The organism is Acidovorax sp. Leaf73 (assembly GCF_916855635.1).
Taxonomy (GTDB): domain Bacteria; phylum Pseudomonadota; class Gammaproteobacteria; order Burkholderiales; family Burkholderiaceae_C; genus Acidovorax; species Acidovorax facilis.
In genome coordinates, this window is the sequence record NZ_CAKASI010000002.1 from 157,631 (window position 1) to 177,180 (window position 19,550).

At 64.6% G+C, this 19,550-nt stretch carries 16 protein-coding genes; 8 read left to right on the top strand and 8 right to left on the bottom strand.

What is annotated here, in order from left to right; genetic code table 11:
* The first annotated feature begins 89 nt into the window (after window positions 1-89).
* Window positions 90-428 carry a helix-turn-helix transcriptional regulator gene (locus LPA35_RS07105; protein ID WP_055395322.1) on the top strand — a complete coding sequence of 113 codons (339 nt, stop codon included), beginning with the start codon at window positions 90-92 and terminating at the stop codon, window positions 426-428.
* A gap of 36 nt (window positions 429-464) precedes the next feature.
* On the opposite strand, the gene LPA35_RS07110 is transcribed toward LPA35_RS07105, so the two are convergent.
* A complete protein-coding gene (locus LPA35_RS07110) occupies window positions 465-971 on the bottom strand; it encodes a flavodoxin family protein (RefSeq protein ID WP_228896163.1) in 507 nt (168 codons plus the stop codon).
* A gap of 205 nt (window positions 972-1,176) precedes the next feature.
* On the opposite strand from LPA35_RS07110, the gene LPA35_RS07115 reads away from it, so the two are divergent.
* Window positions 1,177-2,763 (top strand): methyl-accepting chemotaxis protein, encoded by a 1,587-nt coding sequence (locus LPA35_RS07115; protein ID WP_228896165.1) that lies wholly within the window; start codon window positions 1,177-1,179, stop codon window positions 2,761-2,763.
* A 3-nt stretch (window positions 2,764-2,766) separates the two neighbouring features.
* Here the strand turns inward: LPA35_RS07115 and LPA35_RS07120 are convergent, their stop codons facing one another.
* A complete protein-coding gene (locus LPA35_RS07120; protein ID WP_228896167.1) occupies window positions 2,767-4,737 on the bottom strand; it encodes a sigma-54-dependent Fis family transcriptional regulator in 1,971 nt (656 codons plus the stop codon).
* Between the two features lie 310 nt (window positions 4,738-5,047).
* On the opposite strand from LPA35_RS07120, the gene LPA35_RS07125 reads away from it, so the two are divergent.
* Both LPA35_RS07125 and LPA35_RS07130 read left to right on the top strand, forming a co-directional pair.
* Window positions 5,048-6,571: an aldehyde dehydrogenase family protein gene (locus LPA35_RS07125; protein WP_228896169.1), complete on the top strand. Its 1,524-nt coding sequence runs from the start codon at window positions 5,048-5,050 to the stop codon at window positions 6,569-6,571.
* Window positions 6,572-6,740: 169 nt separating this feature from the next.
* On the top strand, window positions 6,741-7,118 hold the full coding sequence (locus LPA35_RS07130; protein WP_010466563.1) for a DUF779 domain-containing protein: 378 nt from the start codon (window positions 6,741-6,743) through the stop codon (window positions 7,116-7,118).
* Between the two features lie 18 nt (window positions 7,119-7,136).
* Here LPA35_RS07130 and LPA35_RS07135 read toward each other — a convergent pair whose 3' ends face one another.
* The 6 genes from LPA35_RS07135 to LPA35_RS07160 all read right to left on the bottom strand — a co-directional run bounded on the left by LPA35_RS07135 (window position 7,137) and on the right by LPA35_RS07160 (window position 14,770).
* Window positions 7,137-8,162, bottom strand: a complete 1,026-nt coding sequence (locus tag LPA35_RS07135) for an SDR family oxidoreductase (RefSeq protein WP_228896171.1) — start codon at window positions 8,160-8,162, stop codon at window positions 7,137-7,139.
* A gap of 220 nt (window positions 8,163-8,382) precedes the next feature.
* On the bottom strand, window positions 8,383-8,595 hold the full coding sequence (locus LPA35_RS07140; protein ID WP_055395311.1) for a hypothetical protein: 213 nt from the start codon (window positions 8,593-8,595) through the stop codon (window positions 8,383-8,385).
* A 464-nt stretch (window positions 8,596-9,059) separates the two neighbouring features.
* Window positions 9,060-10,346 (bottom strand): benzoyl-CoA 2,3-epoxidase subunit BoxA, encoded by a 1,287-nt coding sequence (gene boxA / locus LPA35_RS07145; RefSeq protein ID WP_228896173.1) that lies wholly within the window; start codon window positions 10,344-10,346, stop codon window positions 9,060-9,062.
* A gap of 165 nt (window positions 10,347-10,511) precedes the next feature.
* Window positions 10,512-11,939, bottom strand: coding sequence for a benzoyl-CoA 2,3-epoxidase subunit BoxB (boxB, locus tag LPA35_RS07150; RefSeq protein ID WP_121508556.1), 1,428 nt, complete (start codon window positions 11,937-11,939; stop codon window positions 10,512-10,514).
* Window positions 11,940-11,984: 45 nt separating this feature from the next.
* The gene (gene boxC, locus LPA35_RS07155) at window positions 11,985-13,649 is read right to left on the bottom strand and encodes a 2,3-epoxybenzoyl-CoA dihydrolase (RefSeq protein WP_228896175.1); all 1,665 of its coding nucleotides are present in this window, start codon (window positions 13,647-13,649) and stop codon (window positions 11,985-11,987) included.
* A 179-nt stretch (window positions 13,650-13,828) separates the two neighbouring features.
* The gene (locus tag LPA35_RS07160) at window positions 13,829-14,770 is read right to left on the bottom strand and encodes a helix-turn-helix transcriptional regulator (protein ID WP_228896176.1); all 942 of its coding nucleotides are present in this window, start codon (window positions 14,768-14,770) and stop codon (window positions 13,829-13,831) included.
* Window positions 14,771-15,031: 261 nt separating this feature from the next.
* Between LPA35_RS07160 and LPA35_RS07165 the strand changes: the two genes are divergently transcribed.
* From LPA35_RS07165 to LPA35_RS07180, 4 genes are read left to right on the top strand one after another with little or no spacing between them, the layout of a single operon-like run.
* Window positions 15,032-15,499 carry a DUF4863 family protein gene (locus LPA35_RS07165; RefSeq protein WP_228896179.1) on the top strand — a complete coding sequence of 156 codons (468 nt, stop codon included), beginning with the start codon at window positions 15,032-15,034 and terminating at the stop codon, window positions 15,497-15,499.
* Between the two features lie 58 nt (window positions 15,500-15,557).
* On the top strand, window positions 15,558-17,108 hold the full coding sequence (locus LPA35_RS07170; protein ID WP_228896181.1) for a 3,4-dehydroadipyl-CoA semialdehyde dehydrogenase: 1,551 nt from the start codon (window positions 15,558-15,560) through the stop codon (window positions 17,106-17,108).
* 48 nt (window positions 17,109-17,156) lie between these two features.
* Window positions 17,157-18,707: a benzoate-CoA ligase family protein gene (locus tag LPA35_RS07175; RefSeq protein WP_228896184.1), complete on the top strand. Its 1,551-nt coding sequence runs from the start codon at window positions 17,157-17,159 to the stop codon at window positions 18,705-18,707.
* Between the two features lie 8 nt (window positions 18,708-18,715).
* A complete protein-coding gene (locus LPA35_RS07180) occupies window positions 18,716-19,531 on the top strand; it encodes an alpha/beta fold hydrolase (protein ID WP_228896808.1) in 816 nt (271 codons plus the stop codon).
* Window positions 19,532-19,550: the final 19 nt, after the last annotated feature.

The following is a 19,550-nucleotide window of genomic DNA, read 5'->3' on the forward strand; positions in this document are numbered from 1 at the left end:
CCAGGGAATCTTTGTGAGATTGATTATTTAACTAATCAGCTAATTAGTCAATAATGTATCATGTGTTCCCAATGCACGGAGATCCCGCGATGAAAGAAATGCCCCCCGAAGCCCTTGAGCAGGTCGCTGCCTACTTCCAGGTTCTTGCCGAACCCACGCGGCTGCGCATCCTCAATTTGCTGCGGGACGGAGAGAAAAACGTGGGAGACCTGGCGCAGCAATGTGGCTACACGGCGGCCAATGTCTCCAGGCATCTGTCGTTGATGACCAAACACGGCCTTGTGGCCCGCGAGGGGCGCGGGACCAGCGTGTACTACCGGCTGACCGATGAGTCGGTCGATGCCTTGTGTGATCTGGTCTGCGGCAATATTGCACGCCAGCTGGAGCGGGACTCGGCGGCGCGTGCCGCGTTTCAGGTGGTGCGCTGAGCCTAGCCCACCAGGTTTCTGGGCGCAGTGGCCCGCCTAAAAAACGCCCAGCGCCAAACCCTGCGCCATCGCTTCGCCCAAGGCTCGGCAGCGTTCCAGTTCATCGCTGCAGATGCTCTTCCTGGCCAGAATCGCTTCTGGCGTCTGCGCGTGGGTGCAGACAATGAGGGGCTCTGCGATGGCCCGCAGACGCCAGCCGGTCGCAATGCGTTCCATCTGCCGGGCCGCGTTGTGCCCATCGCTGCCCGCGCAGACCAGGCATGCATAGGGGCGGCCATTGACGTGGTCGAGCACGGCGTAGTAGCTGCGGTCAAAAAAATCCTTGAGTTGTCCGCTGATGGCTGCAAGGTTTTCCGGGGTGGCAAAAATGAACCCATCCGCGCCCAGCACGTCTGCGGCGCCAGCCTGTGCGGCATGCAGCAGTCGCACTTGAACGGCCCCATCCTTGTCGGAGCAAGCGCCTGCCCGTGCTGCATCTGCCATCTGGCGCGTGCCATCCGTCATCGAGTGGTAAACGATCAACAAGGTCTTGCGGGGGCTCATGGGTAAAGCATAGCCCCTCGCCCTGTGACCCCTGAAGACCCGCTTGCCGCCATGCAGGGGCGGCCCCATTGACCCGCATTCGAGAAGCGCGTTCAATCCGCCAAGATGCCCGGTTCGTTGCAAATTGTCGCAATTGGTACGAAGCCCAGGGGGCAGTGCTAGAGCGCCGCCGCAACGCAGATTTCTTCCTTGCAGAGGTGACACCATGAGCATTGCCAGACGTCTTCATGCCATTTCCTTCCTGCTGATTGCAGGACTGGCCGGGATCGCCGTACTGGCCTGGATCTATCTGGGTGAGGTCAATCACCAGACCGAACTGGTGGCTCGGGAAGAGGTGCCGCGCCAGCTTCAGGCCAGTGCCATGGAGTTGAACGTCACCCGGGTTTCCTTGCAGGTTCGCCATGCCATCCTGGTCCGCACACCCGAAGACCTGGCCGCCACGCTCGCAGATATCGGCGAGAAAAGGCGCCTGATTGACAAAGACCTTGCGGGCTTCCAGCAAGCAGTAAATTCGGCATCGGAAAAGGCACTGAGTGCCGAATTGACCCAAGGACTGGAAGCTTTCTGGCGGGTTGCCGAACAGAACCTGCAGTTGATCAAGGAAGGAAAGAAGGAGCCAGCGTTTGACTTCCTGGTCGCGTCCACGATACCTACGCGCAATGTGGTGCTGGCCGTTCTTGCCAAGGAGAAGGAACACCAGTCCAAGCTGCTCGATGCCAGCCTTGCCGAGATTGGGCGGGACGTCAAGCTGACCTTGCGTGCGCTGGTGAGCTCCGTCGTGGTGGTGGCTATCGGGTTGCTGCTGTTTTCGTGGCACATCGGCGCTACCCTCCTGCGCCGGGTTGCCGAGTCACAAGCCGTGGCCGACCGCGTGCGCAATGGCGACCTCACCACGGCGGTGGTGGATGCGTCGCAGGATGAATTCAGCCCCCTGCTGGCAGCGCTGGCCGTGATGCAGGACTCGCTGACCCGCATCGTCAGCCAGGTGCGCAGTGGTTCGGAAACCGTGGCGGCGGCCAGCGCGCAGATATCCATCGGCAACAGCGACCTTTCCACCCGGACGGAGAACCAGGCCAGTGCGCTGGAGCAGACCGCTGCCGCCATGGAGGAACTCAATTCCACGGTGCAAAACAATGCGCAGAATGCACGCCAGGCCAATGCCCTCGCCCAGAGTGCATCCACGGTGGCCAAGCAAGGGGGCGATGTGGTGTCGAAAGTGGTGGACACCATGAGCGGCATCAACGAAAGCTCCAAGAAGATTTCCGAAATCATCGGTGTCATTGACGGGATCGCGTTCCAGACCAACATCCTGGCCCTGAATGCGGCCGTGGAGGCTGCCAGGGCGGGTGAGCAGGGACGGGGTTTTGCCGTGGTGGCCTCGGAGGTGCGCAGCCTCGCGGCACGCTCTGCGGAGGCCGCCAAGGAGATCAAAACGCTCATTGCCACGAGTGTCGAGCGGGTTGAGGCTGGCACCGTGCTGGTCGGCACCGCCGGGCAGACCATGAAAGAGGTGGTCTCGTCCATTGAGCGGGTGACGGAGACGGTGGCGCAAATCAGCGCGGCCGGAACCGAGCAAAGCGAAGGGGTGAATCAGGTCAATGTGGCGGTGAACCAGATGGACCAGGCCACCCAGCAAAACGCAGCGCTGGTGGAGGAGATGGCCGCAGCAGCCTCCAGCCTGAGCACCCAGTCGAGGATGTTGGTGGAAACGGTCGCAACGTTCAAGCTCTCCGGCGTTGCCCAGCCACTGGAATCGGGGCAGCATGCGGGCCAGCGCCTGATGCTGGCCTGAACGTCAGCGCCCTGACAACAAGCCCCGGGCGGAGTGCTGCACATCAGGGGCGGCGAGCCGCTCCTTGCGCAGGGCCAGCTTGCGGTACAGCGTCTGGCGGCTGATGCCCAGGGTGCGCGCTGCGTGGCTCATGTTGCCCCGGCAGCTCTCCAGCGCCTGCTGGATGGCCGATTGGGACAGCTCATCCAGGTTTTGCGGAGGGCGCTCCGTAGTGGAGGGCGTGGAAAAACGATCCGCGCTTTGCAGTTCTTCCAGAAAGTCATCCGACAGGTGGTGCCATTCCACCATCTCCTCGTGCGCGTCCAGCATGGCGCAGGCGGTGCGCAGCACGCTGGCGCATTGGCGCAGATTGCCCGGCCAACGGTATTTTTCCAGCGCTGCCGTCAACGAAGGGTCCAGGCGCAGGGGGCGGGCGGGTTCAATGTCCTGGAGCATGCGATGGCTTAGCGCTTCGAAGTCGGTGCGCTCGCGCAGGGGGGGCAGCTCGACCGCCAGACCGTTGATCCGGTAGTACAGGTCGGTGCGAAACCGCCCCTGCTCCGCCTCTTCGCGCAGCTTGCGGTTGGAGGCGCAGATGAGTGCAAAGTCCACGGCCACCGGCTGCGCGCTGCCCAGTGGAACCACCTGCCGCTCCTGCAGCACGCGCAGCAGCCGCGTCTGTAGGGCCAGTGGCATGTCGCCAATCTCATCCAGAAACAGCGTGCCGCCATGGGCTTCGCGCAGCAGGCCCAGGCGCCCCTCGCGCCGGCCGCCGGTGAACGCGCCGGGGCTGTAGCCAAACAGCTCGGACTCGATCAGCGACTCGGGCATTGCGGCGCAGTTGATGGCAATGAAGGGGCCGTCGCGGCGCGGGCCACTTTGGTGTGCACTGCGCGCAAACCACTCCTTGCCCACCCCGGATTCGCCCTGGATGAGCAGGGCGATGGGCTTGCCCAGAATGCGCCGTGTTTTGGCGGCCGCTGCGCGCCAGCGGGCATCGCCGGTGTCCAGCTGGGCCAGCGCATCCTCTGGCGGGCGGGCGGGCGCGGATGGCGCCAGGGTCCGCACCGTGCGCTTGTCGGGCACTGGCAGCCCAAAAAGCGGGGCGCCATCGTGCCGCCGCAAGGACAGCGGCGCGTCGGGTCGGCGGTGGTGGCGCGCCAGAAGCTCTTGCAGGTCCACGTTCAGGATCTGGTCCAGCGAGATGCTGCCCAGCTGCGCCACCGAAATGCGCAGCAGCGCCAGCGCACTGCGGTTGCCGCCCACCAGCCAGCCGTCTTCCGACACCAGCGCGATGCCTTCGGCCACGGTGCCAATGCCCTCGGGGTGCGTGTGCAGGTGCAGGCGGACATGGCGCTGGCTGCTCGACACCAGCAGCCGGTTTTCGATCATGTGGGCGGCGGTGCTGACCAGCCCCAGCGTGTGGGGGTTGCCCCGGCTGTGTTCGCTGGAGATGTCCAGAATGCCCAGTATCTGCCCGGTGGCAGACAGGATGGGTGCGGCGGCGCAGGTCAGAAAGCCGTTGCGCTCCAGAAAATGTTCTGCGCCGTGCACTTCCACGGGCGCCATTTCGGCCAGCGCGGTGCCGATGGCGTTGGTGCCGCGCTGCTTTTCGTGCCACGAGGCGCCGCTGGTCAGAGCCACCCGTTCGGCCTTGCCCAGAAAGTAGGCGTCACCACAGGTGTCCACCAGCGTGCCGCAGGGGCTGGCCAGCACCACCACGCTCTGGCTGTCGCGTACCTGCTCAAACAGGTACTCCATCACGGGGCGCGAATGCGCCAGCAGCTCTTGGTGGTGGCCGCGCAACTGCCGCAAGGCCTGGTGTTCCAGGTTGTCGGGGTTGCCCAGTCGCCCGGTGGGCAGCAGGCCGCTGTCCAGGCTGCGCTGCCACGACCGTGCCAGGCGCTCGTCCACGAGGCCGATGGGGCATTGGCCTGATTCCAGCAGGTGCTGGCGGGCTTGCCGCAGTGCCACAGATGTGGAAGTGGATCGCATGGTGTTTGTCTCCTGCCCGGGCGTCATGAACGCGCCCTGTTTGAAAGCCAGTATGGCGGTGGCCAGAGGCCAGGGCAATAGCAAGCGCTGAGGGGCCGCTTCAACTGTTCCATTTCGTGACAGGTGTCGCGTTCTGGAGCGGACACCTTAGCGGCCGATGGGTTGTGCATTCTTGCGGACGCGCAAACAAAGCCATAAAAATCAAACACTTAGCAGGTGGGGCAGGTTGGCACGGGTTTTGAGTCATGTCCTCTATCTGGCGGCGCGGTGTGCCGACCAGATGTCCACAAATCCACCGGAGACAGACAAAATGACCGTTTACGCAGCCCCCGGCGCCGCTGGCGCCAAGATCGCCTACAAGCCCCAGTACAACAACTTCATCGGCGGCCAATTTGTGCCCCCGGTCAAGGGCCTGTATTTCGATGTCATCTCGCCCGTGAACGGCAAGGTCTACACCCAGGCCGCCCGCTCCACTGCCGAAGACATCGAGCTGGCGCTGGACGCCGCGCATGCCGCTGCCGATGCCTGGGGCAAGACCGACGCCGCCACGCGCGGCAACATCCTGCTGAAAATTGCCGACCGCATTGAGCAGAACCTGGAGCTGCTGGCCTATGCCGAAACCGTGGACAACGGCAAGGCGATCCGCGAGACGCTGAACGCCGACATCCCGCTCACCGTGGACCACTTCCGCTACTTTGCAGGCTGCGTGCGCGCGCAGGAAGGCGCCCTCTCCAACATCGACGAGAACACCGTGGCGTACCACATCCAGGAGCCGCTGGGCGTGGTGGGCCAGATCATTCCGTGGAACTTCCCCATCCTGATGGCGGCCTGGAAGCTGGCCCCTGCGATTGGCGCGGGCAACTGCGTGGTGCTCAAGCCTGCAGAGTCCACGCCCATCTCCATCCTGATCCTGGCCGAGTTGATCGCTGACCTGCTGCCGCCCGGCGTGCTCAACATCGTCAACGGCTTCGGCCGCGAGGCGGGTATGCCGCTGGCCACCAGCAAGCGCATTGCCAAGATCGCCTTCACCGGCTCCACCAGCACCGGCCGCGTGATCGCGCAGGCCGCCGCCAACAACCTCATCCCCGCCACGCTGGAGCTGGGTGGCAAGAGCCCCAATGTGTTCTTCGCCGACATCATGGACAAGGACGACGCCTTCCTGGACAAGGCCGTCGAAGGCCTGGTGCTGTTCGCGTTCAACCAGGGCGAGGTCTGCACTTGCCCGTCGCGTGCGCTGATCCAGGAATCCATCTACGACAAGTTCATGGAACGTGTCTTGAAGCGCGTGGCCGCCATCAAGCACCAGAACCCGCTCGACACCGACAGCATGATGGGCGCGCAGGCCAGCAAGGAGCAGCTCACCAAGATCCTGTCGTACCTCGACCTGGGCAAGCAGGAAGGCGCCGAAGTGCTGGCCGGTGGCGGCCAGGCCCACCTGGGCGGCGACCTGGAAGGCGGCTACTACGTGCAGCCCACGCTGTTCAAGGGCCACAACAAGATGCGCATCTTCCAGGAGGAGATCTTCGGCCCCGTGCTGGCCGTGACCACGTTCAAGGACGAGGCCGAGGCCCTGGCGATCGCCAACGACACGCTGTACGGCCTGGGCGCCGGGGTGTGGAGCCGCAACGGCAACGTGGCCTACCGCATGGGCCGCGCGATCAAGGCCGGGCGCGTGTGGACCAACTGCTACCACGCGTACCCGGCGCACGCAGCGTTTGGTGGGTACAAGGAATCGGGCATCGGGCGCGAGACGCACAAGATGATGCTGGACCACTACCAGCAGACCAAGAACCTGCTCGTGAGCTACTCAGAAAACAAACTCGGCTTCTTCTGATCGGGGTGGCGGTCCACAGACCGTCCCTGGCGTCGTTGCTCTCTCTTGCCGTAGCGTTGCTACTGTCTGCGGGAGAGACGCCTAGCCAGGAACGGCCTGTGAACCGCTGGTGGCGCTGCGGCAGAGTCGCTCTGCAGCAGTTTTTGCGTTGGCACATCAGGAGAGCACCATGGTCGAAAGAGTCATCGCCACCGACGCAGCGCTTGCGCTGATTGCGCAGCTGCAGGCGCAGCATGGCAGCGTGATGTTCCACCAGTCGGGTGGCTGCTGCGACAACAGCGCCGCCAACTGCTATCTGCCTACCGATCTGACCATTGGGGCGGGGGATGTCTTGCTGGGGCATGTGGGCGGTGCGCCGTTTTACATCGGTAAATCGCAGTACGAATACTGGAAGCACACGCAGCTCATCCTGGATGTGATCGACGGGCACGGCGGCACGTTTTCGCTGGAAGGCAGCACCGGCAAGGCTTTCCATACCCGCTCGCGCCTGTTCACTGATGAGGAATGGGCCGGGATTGAACCGCTGGCTACCCGGGATCTGGCGTGACGCGCGGCGGTGCTCTCTTCACGCGCCGTCTCCGGCATTGCCCGTGATCGGCAGCACGGTGCCGGTGATGTAGCTGGAGCAGCATGGTGCCGCAAGGAACACGTAGGCGGGTGAAATCTCCTCAGGCTGGGCCGGGCGTCCCAGGTGGGTCTTTGCGCCAAATTTCGCGATGTCCTCTGGGGCCTTGTCTGCCGGGTTGAGGGGTGTCCACACCGGCCCGGGCGCGACGGCGTTCACTCGGATGCCCTGGTCGGCCAGGTTGTGGGCCAGGGCCTTGGTGAACGCATGGATGCCCCCTTTGGTGGCCGAGTAGTCGATCAGTTCCTTGCTGCCGCGCAGCCCGGTGACGGAGCCGGTGTTGATGATCGAGTCACCCCGGTGCAGGTGGGGCAGGGCTGCCTTGGCCATGTGGAAGTAGCCGTAGATATTGGTCTGGAACGTTTCGTCAAAACGCTCGGCCGTCAGATCTTCCAGGGATGCCGCATGCTCCTGGAATGCCGCGTTGTTGACCAGCACATTGAGCTTGCCAAAAGCGGTGACCACCTGCAGCACGGCATCCGCGCAGTACGCAGCGTCTTTGACGTCGCCGGGGATCAGAATGCACCGGCCGCCTTCGGCCTCCACCAGCTGGCGAGTCTGCTCGGCATCTTCATGTTCCGCCAGGTACGCAATGGCAACGTCCGCGCCCTCGCGGGCAAACAGCACGGCCACCGCGCGGCCAATGCCCGAGTCACCGCCGGTGACCAGGGTAGAGAACCCTTTGAGTTTGTCGCTGCCCCGGTAATGGGCTGCCTCGAACTGGGGCTTGAGTTCCATGTCCGCCTCCAGGCCCGGTTTGGTGAGGTGCTGGTCGGGCAGCGGAGGTGCCGATTCCGCGTGACCCGGCCCCGGTGCCGCTGGACTGCCTTTGCCCTGCGTGGGTTGTGCCTTGCTCTTTGGAGGCTGGTGTGTGTCGTGGCGGTCCTGCTCGGTCTGGATCCGCCTCTGCTTCTGGACCGTTGCGTGGACCGCTGCGTCGGAAGGGGGCGTTTTGGATGTGTTCATGGCAGAGGGTGCTGGCTCAATGAATGAAAGAAAAACGAAGCGCAGTGGTGTGGCGCGCTGAATGAAGGCCGCAACAGAGGCAAAAAGTAAGGCCGCGCTGCTTCCGAGGTGGAGGCAGCGCGGCCCGAGGTCACAAGGCGGACGCCCCACCGCCGGCTTGCGGCTTGGCGTGCGCCCGTTTGGCCTGTATCAGTCTCACGGCAAGGCGCCGCTCGACGGATCAGCGCTGGTTCTGGGGTGTGCGGCGGGAAGAATCGCCATGTTGCTCACGGCTTCCCTGATTGCCGCTGGAGCCCGAAGGGTCGTTCTGCCCCTGCTGACGGTTGCCGGATGGGTCGTTGCTTTGCTCGGCCTGTCGGCTGCCCTGGTTCTTGCGCTGGGAGTCGTTGTTGTCGGTGTGCTGGTTCTGGCCTTGAGGGTTGTTGCTGGACATTGATATCTCCTGGTGAAAGAAAAGAAAAATTGCACACGGGGGCCGTGTGTGAATTCATTCTCAAAATGCACCAGGGCAATTTCTGTAGTCCCTGTCCTATAGGCGGGTCGTCCTTTTTCCATCTGCCGTAAGCAAACGCACACCAGGTTTCTGCATCTTGCGAGGCGCGCAAAGGTGCGTGGGATTCTTCTGGATAGTGCAGCGTGGCGCTTTGGCTGTGCTGGCGGGAAGTGCGGGGCGCGTGCGCTAAAGTGCGCCGGTCATTTCTCGCCTGACTATGCGCAACTGCTGCGAGCGTGGTGGATGGCTTAAATGCTATAAAAATAATAGCTGTTTGCGATTATCCATCAAGCGCTAGGGCCCTATTGCACTCAAAATTTGATGCGCAATCCGACCAACCTGGAGGCGCACCACCACCAGCGCACTTCCCGTGCCGCCGGCCTACGGACCGGCGGCGATGCAGCTCAGTAGGTCTCCAGGTGCAACCGTCCTTCGCGCTGGAGTGCGGCGCCCACAGCGTCCCACTCCAGGCCGGCTTCGCTGGCGATGTCGCGCAGGGCCATAACCACGCCTTCTTCCATGCTCTTCAGGCCACAGACATAGAAGTGGCTGTTGCCGTCGCGCAGCAGCGCTGCCAGGTCAGCGGCGCGCTCGCGCATCAGGTCTTGCACATAGCGCTTGGGCTGCCCGGCGGTGCGGGAGAACGCCAGGTTGATGTCGATGAAATCCTTGGGGAGGTTTTGCAGCGGGCCAAAGTACGGCAGCTCCTGCTGCGTGCGTGCGCCGAAGAACAGCATGAGCTTGCCGCCTTCAAACTTGCCGCTGCTGCGCAGGCGCCGACGCCATTCGGTCATCGCGCGCATGGGGGCGCTGCCGGTGCCGGTGCAGATCATCACGATGTGCGAGCGCGGGTGGTTGGGCATCAGGAAGGAGCTTCCAAACGGCCCCACCACCTGGACCTTATCGCCCACTTTCAGGTCGCACACGAAGTTGGAAGCGATGCCGCGCACGGCGTTGCCGTCGTGGTCGGTGGTCACGCGCTTTACCGTGAGCGCCAGGTTGTTATAGCCGGGCCGCTCGCCATTGCGCGGGCTGGCGATGGAGTACTGGCGCGCGTGGTGCGCCTTGCCCAGCGCGTCGGTGCCGGGCGGGATGATGCCGATGGACTGCCCCTCCAGCACCGGGAACTGCATGCTGCCGAAGTCGAGCACCACGTGGTGCGTCTCGCTCTCAAAGCCCGCCTCGGTGCAGTTGAAGTTGCCAACCACGGTGGCGGTGGTGGGGCTCCTCGGGGGGAACAGGTTGGTGTAGGGGTGAGCGGCCGACCAGGGTGGCACCGTGGCGCCGTATTGCGCCGAGCGGAACGCCTGCGTACCCGGCTCCATGGGCGTGGTCGGTGCAGCCGGTGCGGACGGCAGCTTTGTATCGCAGGTCGACGTTGCCACACCCTCGGCAGCCAGTTCATCGGGCGTGAGTTCGGGCGGCAGTTCTTCCCAGGTGAGCTGTTCTTCGATGCTGTAAGCGCGCGCCAGCGGCATGGTGCGCCAGTTGTCGATGGAGCCGGTGGGGCAGGGCGAGATGCAGGCCATGCAGCCGTTGCACACATCGGCGCGCACCACGTAGTTGTTGTCGTCGTGTGTGATGGCACCCACCGGGCAGGTGGCCTCGCAGGTGTTGCAGCGGATGCAGATCTCGGGGTCGATCAGGTGCTGCTTCAGGATGCCGTTGTCGATCAGCGTGGTGGTGGTCATGCCCATATTCTTCTTCCAACAGTTGTTCCGGTGCCATGTCCCTGAGCCATTGCGCGCAGCGGTAAGCAGTGGCGCGACCTGATGCCAGTGCCACCGCGGAACCGGCTTTGCCGGGCCGCTGGAGGCGTCCCCTTCGGGGGGAAAACGCGCAGCGGCTCAGGGGGATCAACCAAACCGCACGTATTCGAAATCGACGGGCTGGCGGTTGATGCCCATGACCGGCGGCGCGATCCAGCCCGCAAACTTGCCGGGCTCCACCACGCGCCCCATCAGCGAGGCAACGAAGGCAAAGTCCTCGGGCGTGGGCAGCCACTCGGCCTTGCGGGCTGTCCATTCGGCTTCGCTCACCACGCGGCCGTCGGGTGACATCTTGATGCCCGCCAGCGCCCCGATCTGGCGGTTGAAGGCCTTGTGTGGCACGGCCAGGCGCGTGGGGATGCCGGCCTTTTCCAGCACCTTGTTCCAGCGGCCTACGCCCGCCATCGAGTCCTTGATGAAGTCGTCGCGCAGCACCTCGTTCAAGGCGTTGAGCATGGGCACTTCCTTCTCCTGCAACTGGCCGTTGACAACTTCCAGCACCTTGTAGGTCTGGCCCTTGAGGATGTGGTCGTCACTCCGCTTGCCCTCTTCGTAGCGGCCCTTGAGGCCGGAGCTATAGAACGTGGCGGCGTTGCTGGACTGGTCGGCACCGAACAGGTCGATGGTCACGCTGTAGTGGAAGTTCAGGTAACGCTGGATGGTAGGCAGGTCGATGGCGCCGGCCGCGCGCACCCGGGCGGGGTCGTCGGTCTTGAGGTCGTTCATCACCTGCGCGGTGCGGCTGAGCACGCGCGAGATGCCGCTTTCGCCCACAAACATGTGGTGCGCCTCTTCGGTCAGCATGAACTTGGTGGTGCGCGCCAGCGGGTCGAAGGCACTCTCGGCCAGCGCTGCCAGCTGGAACTTGCCGTCACGGTCGGTGAAGTAGGTGAACATGAAGAACGCCAGCCAGTCGGGCGTCTTCTCGTTGAACGCGCCCAGGATGCGTGGGTTGTCCACGTCGCCCGAGGTGCGCTGCAGCAGTGCCTCGGCCTCTTCGCGGCCATCGCGGCCAAAGTGCTTGTGCAGCAGGTAGACCATGGCCCACAGGTGGCGGCCTTCTTCCACATTGATCTGGAACAGGTTGCGCAGGTCGTACATGCTGGGCGCCGTCAGGCCCAGGTGGCGCTGCTGCTCGACCGAGGCGGGCTCGGTGTCGCCCTGCGTCACGATGATGCGGCGCAGGTTGGCGCGGTGCTCGCCGGGCACGTCTTGCCAGGCCTTTTCACCCTTGTGGTCGCCAAAGTGTATTTCGCGGTTGGTGTCACCGGGGTTTAAAAAGATGCCCCAGCGGTAGTCGCGCATCTTCACGTGGCCGAACTGCGCCCAGCCGTTGGGGTCCACGCTCACGGCGGTGCGCAGGTACACCTCGTGGTTGGTGGAGCCCTCGGGGCCCACGTCGTCCCACCAGTTGATGAAGTTGGGCTGCCAGCCTTCGAGCGCGCGCTGCAGCGTGCGGTCTTCGCCGAGGTTGACGTTGTTGGGGATCTTCTCGCTGTAGTTGATGGTGCTCATGGATGTCTCCTCGTTGGATGGAAAACCGAACGGTCGGGGTTGGGGCTAGACGCGGTTCAGATCAAAGCCAGCTTTCTGGCCAGTGCCGTAGACCTTGAGCGCGCCCTTGTCGCCCACAGCGTTGGGGCGGTTGAAGATCCAGTTTTGCCAGGCGGTCAGGCGGCCGAAGATGCGGGTGTTCATGTTCTCCTTGCTGGCAAAGCGCAGATTGGCCTCCAGCCCGGTGAGCGAGTCGGGCGACATCGCCGCGCGTTCTTCGATGGCGATGCGGATCTCGTCGTCCCAGTCGATGTCGTCCGGGGCGGCGGTGACCAGGCCCAGCGCAAGCGCGGCATCGGCGTCCAGTGGCTTGCCGGCGGCCGAGCGGGCTGCCTCCATGGGCGTGGCTTCTTCGTAAAAGCGGCGTTGCAGGCGGCTTTGGTCGTTCACCATTGGCAGCAGGCCGAAGTTGAACTCGTTGAGCGTGATCTTGGGTGCGCGCTCGGCATCATCGGGCAGGGCCAGCATGTAAGTGCGGTCGGACGCAAACGCCAGTTCTGCCAACGAGCCTGCGAAGGCCGAGCCGGATTCGACCAGCGCAAACAGGCTGCGCGACGACACATCCAGCCGCGCAAAGGTGCGGCGCAGTGCGCCAATGGTTTCGCGCACGAGCCAGTGGTCCTGGTGCGCGATCAGCGCGGCATCGCTGGCCAGCACGGCTTGGGCATCACCTTCGGTCTTGAGCAGCCAGGTGCCAATATCGAGCTCGTTGGTGCGCAGGTTCAGGATGGCGTCGTCCAGCTGGCGCGCCAGGGCCAGCGGCCACCAGGCGGCGCCTGCGGCTTCGATGCCAGCGATGTCCGTGGGTTGCGCGCCGGTGGGGGCCTTCAGCGTGAGCGTGGCGGTGCGGCGGGTGCGGTCGATGTCCACGCTGACGTGTGCGTAGCGCAGGCTGTCGGCGCTTTCTTCGCGCTCCACGCGGGTCAGGGCCACGCCCTGCGCGCTGGTGGGGCGGGGGCTGCCTTCGGCCAGGCGTGCGGCGGTTTCATCGACGGCGGCGGCAAATTGCGCGGGCTTGGCGATGCGGTCCACCAGGCGCCAGTCCACCGCGCGCTGGCCGCGCACACCTTCCACGCTGGTGCAGAAGATGTCGGCCAGGTCGTGGCGCACATGGCGCTTGTCGGTCACGCGGGTCAGGCCGCCAGTGCCGGGCAGCACGCCCAGCAGCGGCACTTCAGGCAAAGACACGGCCGACGAGCGGTCGTCCACCAGCACGATCTCGTCGCAGGCCAGGGCCAGCTCGTAGCCACCGCCCGCGCATGCGCCATTCACGGCGGCGACGAACTTCAGGCCCGAGTGTTTGGACGAATCCTCGATGCCGTTGCGCGTCTCGTTCGTGAATTTGCAGAAGTTCACCTTCCAGGCGTGGCTGGAGACACCCAGCATGAAGATGTTGGCGCCCGAGCAAAAGATGCGGTCCTTGGCGCTGGTGACGATGACTGTGCGCACCGTGGGGTGCTCGAAGCGGATGCGGTTGAGTGCGTCGTGTAGCTCGATGTCCACACCCAGGTCATAGCTGTTGAGCTTGAGCTTGTAGCCGGGGCGGATGCCACCGTCTTCGGCGATGTCGAGCGACAGGCGCGCCACCGGGCCGTCTACGGCCAGCGCCCAGTGGCGGTATTGGGTGGGATCGGTGCGGTAGTCCACGCGGGTGGGGGCGGGTGTGGTCATGGGGTCTCCATCCATCTGCTAACAGGAATAATAGTGCATTAAATGCATCGTTGATGTGCATCATCATGCATATCAATAGGCAAGTCAATGCATGTCGCTGTTTTCTGCGGATTTTTCTGAAACCACGCGGCGGCAGCCCCAGAGAGCTTCGAGGCTGTGGGCTGGTGGTGGGGAGGAGGTCAGCCTGGCCGGGCGGTCATCAGCTTGCGCACTCCGGCGCGCAGTTGCTGCAGGCTGTCTTCCAGGCTGCTCCCGGAGGTGTCGATGGTGAGGTCGGCTTTGGAATAGAAGGCCGCGCGCCCTTCCAGGATGCGGCGCAGGTCGTCCATGGCCTCCTTGCTGGCGGCCATGGGGCGCATATCGCCCTGGGCCAGCACGCGGCCCATGTGTTCCTCGGGTGCGGCGCGCAGCCACACGGTGGTGCAGTGCGCGAGCAGCTCGTTGAAGGTGGCGGGGTCCGAGACGATGCCACCGGGCGTGGCGATAACCACTTCGCTGTGGATCTGCACGGTTTCTTCGAGGGCGCGGCGTTCGTAGCGGCGGTAGGCCGTGGTGCCGTACAGGTCGTGGATCTCCCGCACGCTGCAGCCCGCCAGGGTTTCGATCTCGCGGCTCAGCTCAATAAAGGGCACGTCCAGGTCGCGCGCCAGCAGGGGGCCCAGGGTGGATTTGCCCGCGCCCCGCAAGCCAATGAGTGCGATGCGCCTGTGGCGTGCCGTGTCGCTGCCACCGCCGCTCAACAGTTCGTTCAGCGCCAGCCGCGCACGGCGCAGCTCGGGCTCGCTGCGGTGCTCCAGCAGCTCCCGGATCAGCAGCCATTCCGGCGAGCGTGTGGTGAAGTCGCCCACCAGCTCGGCCAGCGAGCAGTGCAGGGCGCCTGCCACTTGCTGAAGCACCAGGATGGACGCGTTGCCGGTGCCGTATTCGAGGTTGGCCAGATGCCGCTCGGACACGTCGGCCGCCACCGCCACGGCCTTGCGCGTGAGGCCGCGCTGTGCGCGCAGGTTGCGCACGCGCTCGCCCAGCGCGACCAGCAGGGGGTTCTTGGCCTCTTCCGCAGCCCCCGGCATGTTGTCGGCACGCGTGGAGAGCGCGGTTTCTGCGTCTTCTTGTTCGGTCATGCCCATCTTTCTTGGAACAGGTTCTTACAGCCCATTGGCGGGTATTGGTGGGTAGTGGCAGGTCGAGCGCGCTCTGGGGCGCTTCACCACGGCGCATTTCCACCCCTTCGGTGAAAACAATTTATGCACTATAGTGCTTGACATTCAGCCATGCATTACCTATTGTTCATGTGCAAGCAAAATACTGCGCATCTGAAAAATCCACAAGGATACAGATCAAAAAGGTGTGCGGGCCCCCATTTTCCTAGCCCCCGAGAAGCCATGCCCCACAAAGCCGCATTTCATCAAGCCCTGGTGGATCTGACCGCGCAGATCGCCGGGCGACCTCTGGATTCCGAACTGCAGGACTGGCTCAACCAGACCCATGGGCCTGACAGCGCTGCCTATGCAGGGCTCAAGGCGGCCTGCCTGGTGGGCGTGGAAGAGGGGTGGCTGTGCGACCGCGAAGGTGGCGGCATCCGCTACGGCCGCGTCTTCAAGGCTGACGATGCGCTGCATCGCTTTTCCGTCGATGTGGTGGACATGCAGGACATTGCGGGCCCTCACCACAGCCATCCGCTGGGGGAAATCGATTTGATCATGCCGCTCACGGCCGGTGCCACCTTCGACGGGCACCCCGCTGGGTGGTGCGTCTATCCACCGGCCAGCGCCCACCGCCCCACGGTGGCCCAGGGGCGTGCGCTGGTGCTCTATCTGCTGCCGGAGGGGCAGATCCAGTTCACACGTTAAAGCGGTCCCTCCTTTCTGGCGCTTCTCGCCATACCGATCCCTTTTTTGAAAGACCTGCATGACTGAACTCCTGGCCAACTTTGCCGCTGGACGCTGGCAAACCGGAAACGGCCCGGGCACCGTGCTCAGCGACCCGGTGTTGGGCGACGCGCTGGTGCGCGTCGATTGCACGGGGCTGGATCTGCCGGAAGCCTTTGCCTTTGCACGGGATCGCGGCGCCGCCGCCTTGCGCGCCATGACCTACCGTGAGCGGGCCGCGCTACTGGCGGCGGTGGTGAAGGTACTGCAGGCACACCGTGAGAGTTACTACGACATTGCAACCGCCAACTCTGGCACGGTGAAGAACGATTCGGCGGTGGACATCGACGGCGGCATCTTCACCTTGGTCCAGTATGCGCGGTGGGGCGATGCGCTGGGTGATGTGCGGGTGTTGCGCGATGGCGACGCGGTCAAGCTGGGCAAGGAGCCGGTCTTTTTGTCGCAGCACCTGCAGGTGCCCACGCGGGGTGTGGCGCTGTTCATCAATGCCTTCAACTTTCCGGCCTGGGGGCTGTGGGAGAAGGCGGCGCCTGCGTTGCTGTCTGGCGTCCCGGTGATCGTCAAGCCCGCCACCGCCACGGCCTGGCTCACGCAGCGCATGGTGAAGGATGTGATCGATGCGGGCGTACTGCCTGCGGGGGCGCTGTCGGTCGTCGCGGGCAGCTCTGCGGGCTTGATGGACCAGCTGCAGCCTTTCGATGTGGTCTCCTTCACGGGCTCGGCGGAAACTGCGGCTGTCATCCGGTCGCACCCGGCCGTGGCGCACCGCTCCGTGCGGGCCAATATCGAGGCCGACAGCCTGAACTCTGCCCTCCTGCTGCCCGACGCCACCGTGGGCAGCGATGCCTTCAACCTGCTGGTGCGTGAAGTGGTGCGCGAGATGACGGTCAAGTCCGGGCAGAAGTGCACGGCGATCCGCCGCATTTTGGTGCCCGCTGCGGTATACGACGCTGCGGCCGAGGCCATCGGTGCCAAGCTCGCAGGCATCAGCGTGGGCAACCCGCGCAACGAGAGCGTGCGCATGGGTTCCCTGGTCAGCGCCGCGCAATTGCACGCGGTGCGCGAAGGTCTGGCCGCTTTGAGCGCCCACACCGACCTGCTGCACGATGGCCGCGCACGCCCGCTGGTGGATGCCGACCCTGCCGTAGCGGCCTGCATGGGGCCGGTGCTGCTGGGTGCGCGCGATGCCGATGCGGCATCTGCGGTGCATGACATGGAAGTATTCGGCCCTGTCGCCACGTTACTGCCCTACCGTGACCTGGACCATGCCCTGGCGCTGGCGCACAGGGGCCAAGGATCGCTGGTGACCTCGCTGTTTGGTGCTGACGAGGCAGCCTTGGCAGCTGCGGCCGTGCAGCTGGCCGCGAGCCACGGGCGTGTGCATGTCGTCACACCCGATGTGGCGCAGACTCACACAGGGCACGGCAATGTGATGCCCATGTCGCAGCACGGGGGGCCGGGGCGCGCTGGTGGTGGTGCAGAGCTGGGCGGCTTGCGTGCGCTCGACTTTTACCACCAGCGCAGTGCGGTGCAAGCCAGCCCAGGTGTGTTGGCATCGCTCGGTCTATGAGGCCTGCCAAGGCCTGTGAATTGCCCAGAACAATACGGAGACATCCCCATGACCAGCCTGCCAGAGCGATTCAATTTCGCCGAACATCTGTTCGACCTGAACCGGGCGCATACCGAGCGCACGGCCTACATCGACGACCGGGGGCGCCTGAGCTATGGCGATCTGGAAGACCGCGCCCGGCGGCTGGCCAGCGTGCTGGCTGAGGCGGGGGTGCGGCGCGAAGAGCGGGTGCTGCTGCTGATGCACGACACCAGCGACTGGCCCGTGTGCTTTCTGGGCTGCCTGTATGCAGGGGTGGTGCCGGTGGCGGTCAACACCCTGCTGACCGCAGACGACTATGCCTACATGCTGGCGCATAGCCGGGCGCAGGCTGCTCTGGTTTCGGGGGCCTTGCTGCCTGTTTTGTCCGAGGCCATGGCGCGCAGCGCGCACGAAGTGGGCACGCTGCTGGTATCGCTGCCGGTGGGCAAGCTGCATGCGGGCGCCCGCGATCTGGAGGCGGCCTTGAACAGTGCGTCTCCGTTGGCCGCACCAGCGCCCACCGGCGCGGACGACCCGGGCTTCTGGCTTTATTCGTCGGGCTCTACGGGCAAGCCCAAGGGCACGGTGCACACCCACGGCAACCTGTGGTGGACGGCCGAGCTGTATGGCAAGCCGGTGCTCGGCCTCACCCAGCAGGACGTCTGTTTCTCAGCCGCAAAGCTGTACTTCGCATACGGCCTGGGCAATGCGCTCACCTTCCCGCTGTCCGTGGGCGCCACCGTGGTGCTGATGGCCGAGCGGCCCACGCCCGATGCCACCTTCAAACGCTGGGTGGACCACCAGCCTACGGTGTTTTTTGGCGCCCCCACAGGCTTCGCGGGCATGCTCGCATCACCCCGGTTGCCAGCGCGTGCTGCGGTGGCGTTGCGCATGTGCTCCTCGGCGGGCGAGGCGCTGCCCGCAGAGATCGCGCAGCGCTTCAAGGCGCACTTTGGCTGCGACATCATCGATGGCATTGGCTCCACCGAGATGCTGCACATCTTTTTGTCCAACCGCCCGGGCGACATCCGCTATGGCACCACCGGCAAGCCCGTGCCGGGCTACGAGGTGCAACTGCGTGGCGAGGACGGCCAGAGCGTGCCCGATGGCGAGGTGGGCGACCTCTACATCCGGGGCCCCAGCGCTGCTTTGATGTACTGGAACAACCGCGAGAAGACGCGCGACACCTTCCAGGGCGGGTGGACCAAAAGCGGCGACAAGTATGTGCGCGACGCGGACGGCTATTACACCTACGCAGGCCGCAGCGACGACATGCTCAAGGTCAGCGGCATCTACGTATCGCCGTTTGAGGTGGAGGCCACGCTGATGCAGCACACCGCCGTGCTGGAGGCCGCCGTGATCGGCAAGCAGGACGCAGACGGCCTTACCAAGACGAAGGCGTTTGTGGTGCTCAAGGATGGCAAGGCCGCGACGCAGGACGAGCTCAAAGCCTTCGTGAAGGAGAAACTCGCGCCCTACAAGTACCCGCGTTTCATCGAGTTCGTACCGGAGCTGCCCAAGACCGCCACGGGCAAGATCCAGCGTTTCAGGCTGCGCGAGCTGGAGTCCCGGGCGTGAACGGGGGCATGCGCGGTAGTACCAGCGGGGGCAGCGAATGGGCCGCCATTGACTGGCGAGGTCGGCCAGTGCGGGTGGAATACCAGTGGATTGCGCCAGAGCGCCGGTCTGCACCTTTGGTGGTGTTCCTGCACGAGGGGCTGGGGTCGCTGGCGATGTGGAAGGACTTCCCGCAGCAGCTGTGCGAGGCGGGAGGCTTTCGGGGTCTGGTGTTCTCGCGGCCGGGGTATGGGCGTTCCACCCCACGGGCGCCCGATGAAGCCTGGGGTGTGGACTTCATGCACCGGCAGGCGCGGGAGGTATTGCCTGCTTTTTTGGAGGCTGTGGGCGTTAACGAGCCGCCTTGGTTTTTTGGCCACAGTGATGGCGCATCCATTGCCTTGCTGTACGCATCGATGTTCCCGCAGAGGGTCAGCGGTCTGGTGGTGTTGGCGCCCCACCTCTTTGTGGAGGATGTGACCATCCAGAACATCGAGCAGGCGCGGGACGCCTACCAGACCACCGACCTGCCCCGCAAGCTGGGCCGTTACCACGACGACCCGGACTCCGCTTTCTGGGGCTGGAACCGCATCTGGCTCGACCCGACATTTCGCGCATGGAACATCGAAAAAGAGCTGGGCACCGTGCGTGTGCCCGTACTGGCTGTGCAGGGGCTCAATGACGAGTACGGCACGCTGGCCCAGATCCACGGCATTGCTGCCCGCGTGCCCGGAACACAGCTGCTGGAACTGTCCGATTGCGCGCATTCACCCCACCGCGATCGTTCCGACGATGTGATCGCTGCGACCTTGGCGTTCGTGATGGCAGCAGGCCGAAATCCGTGAACACCCGATAGGCCTGCAC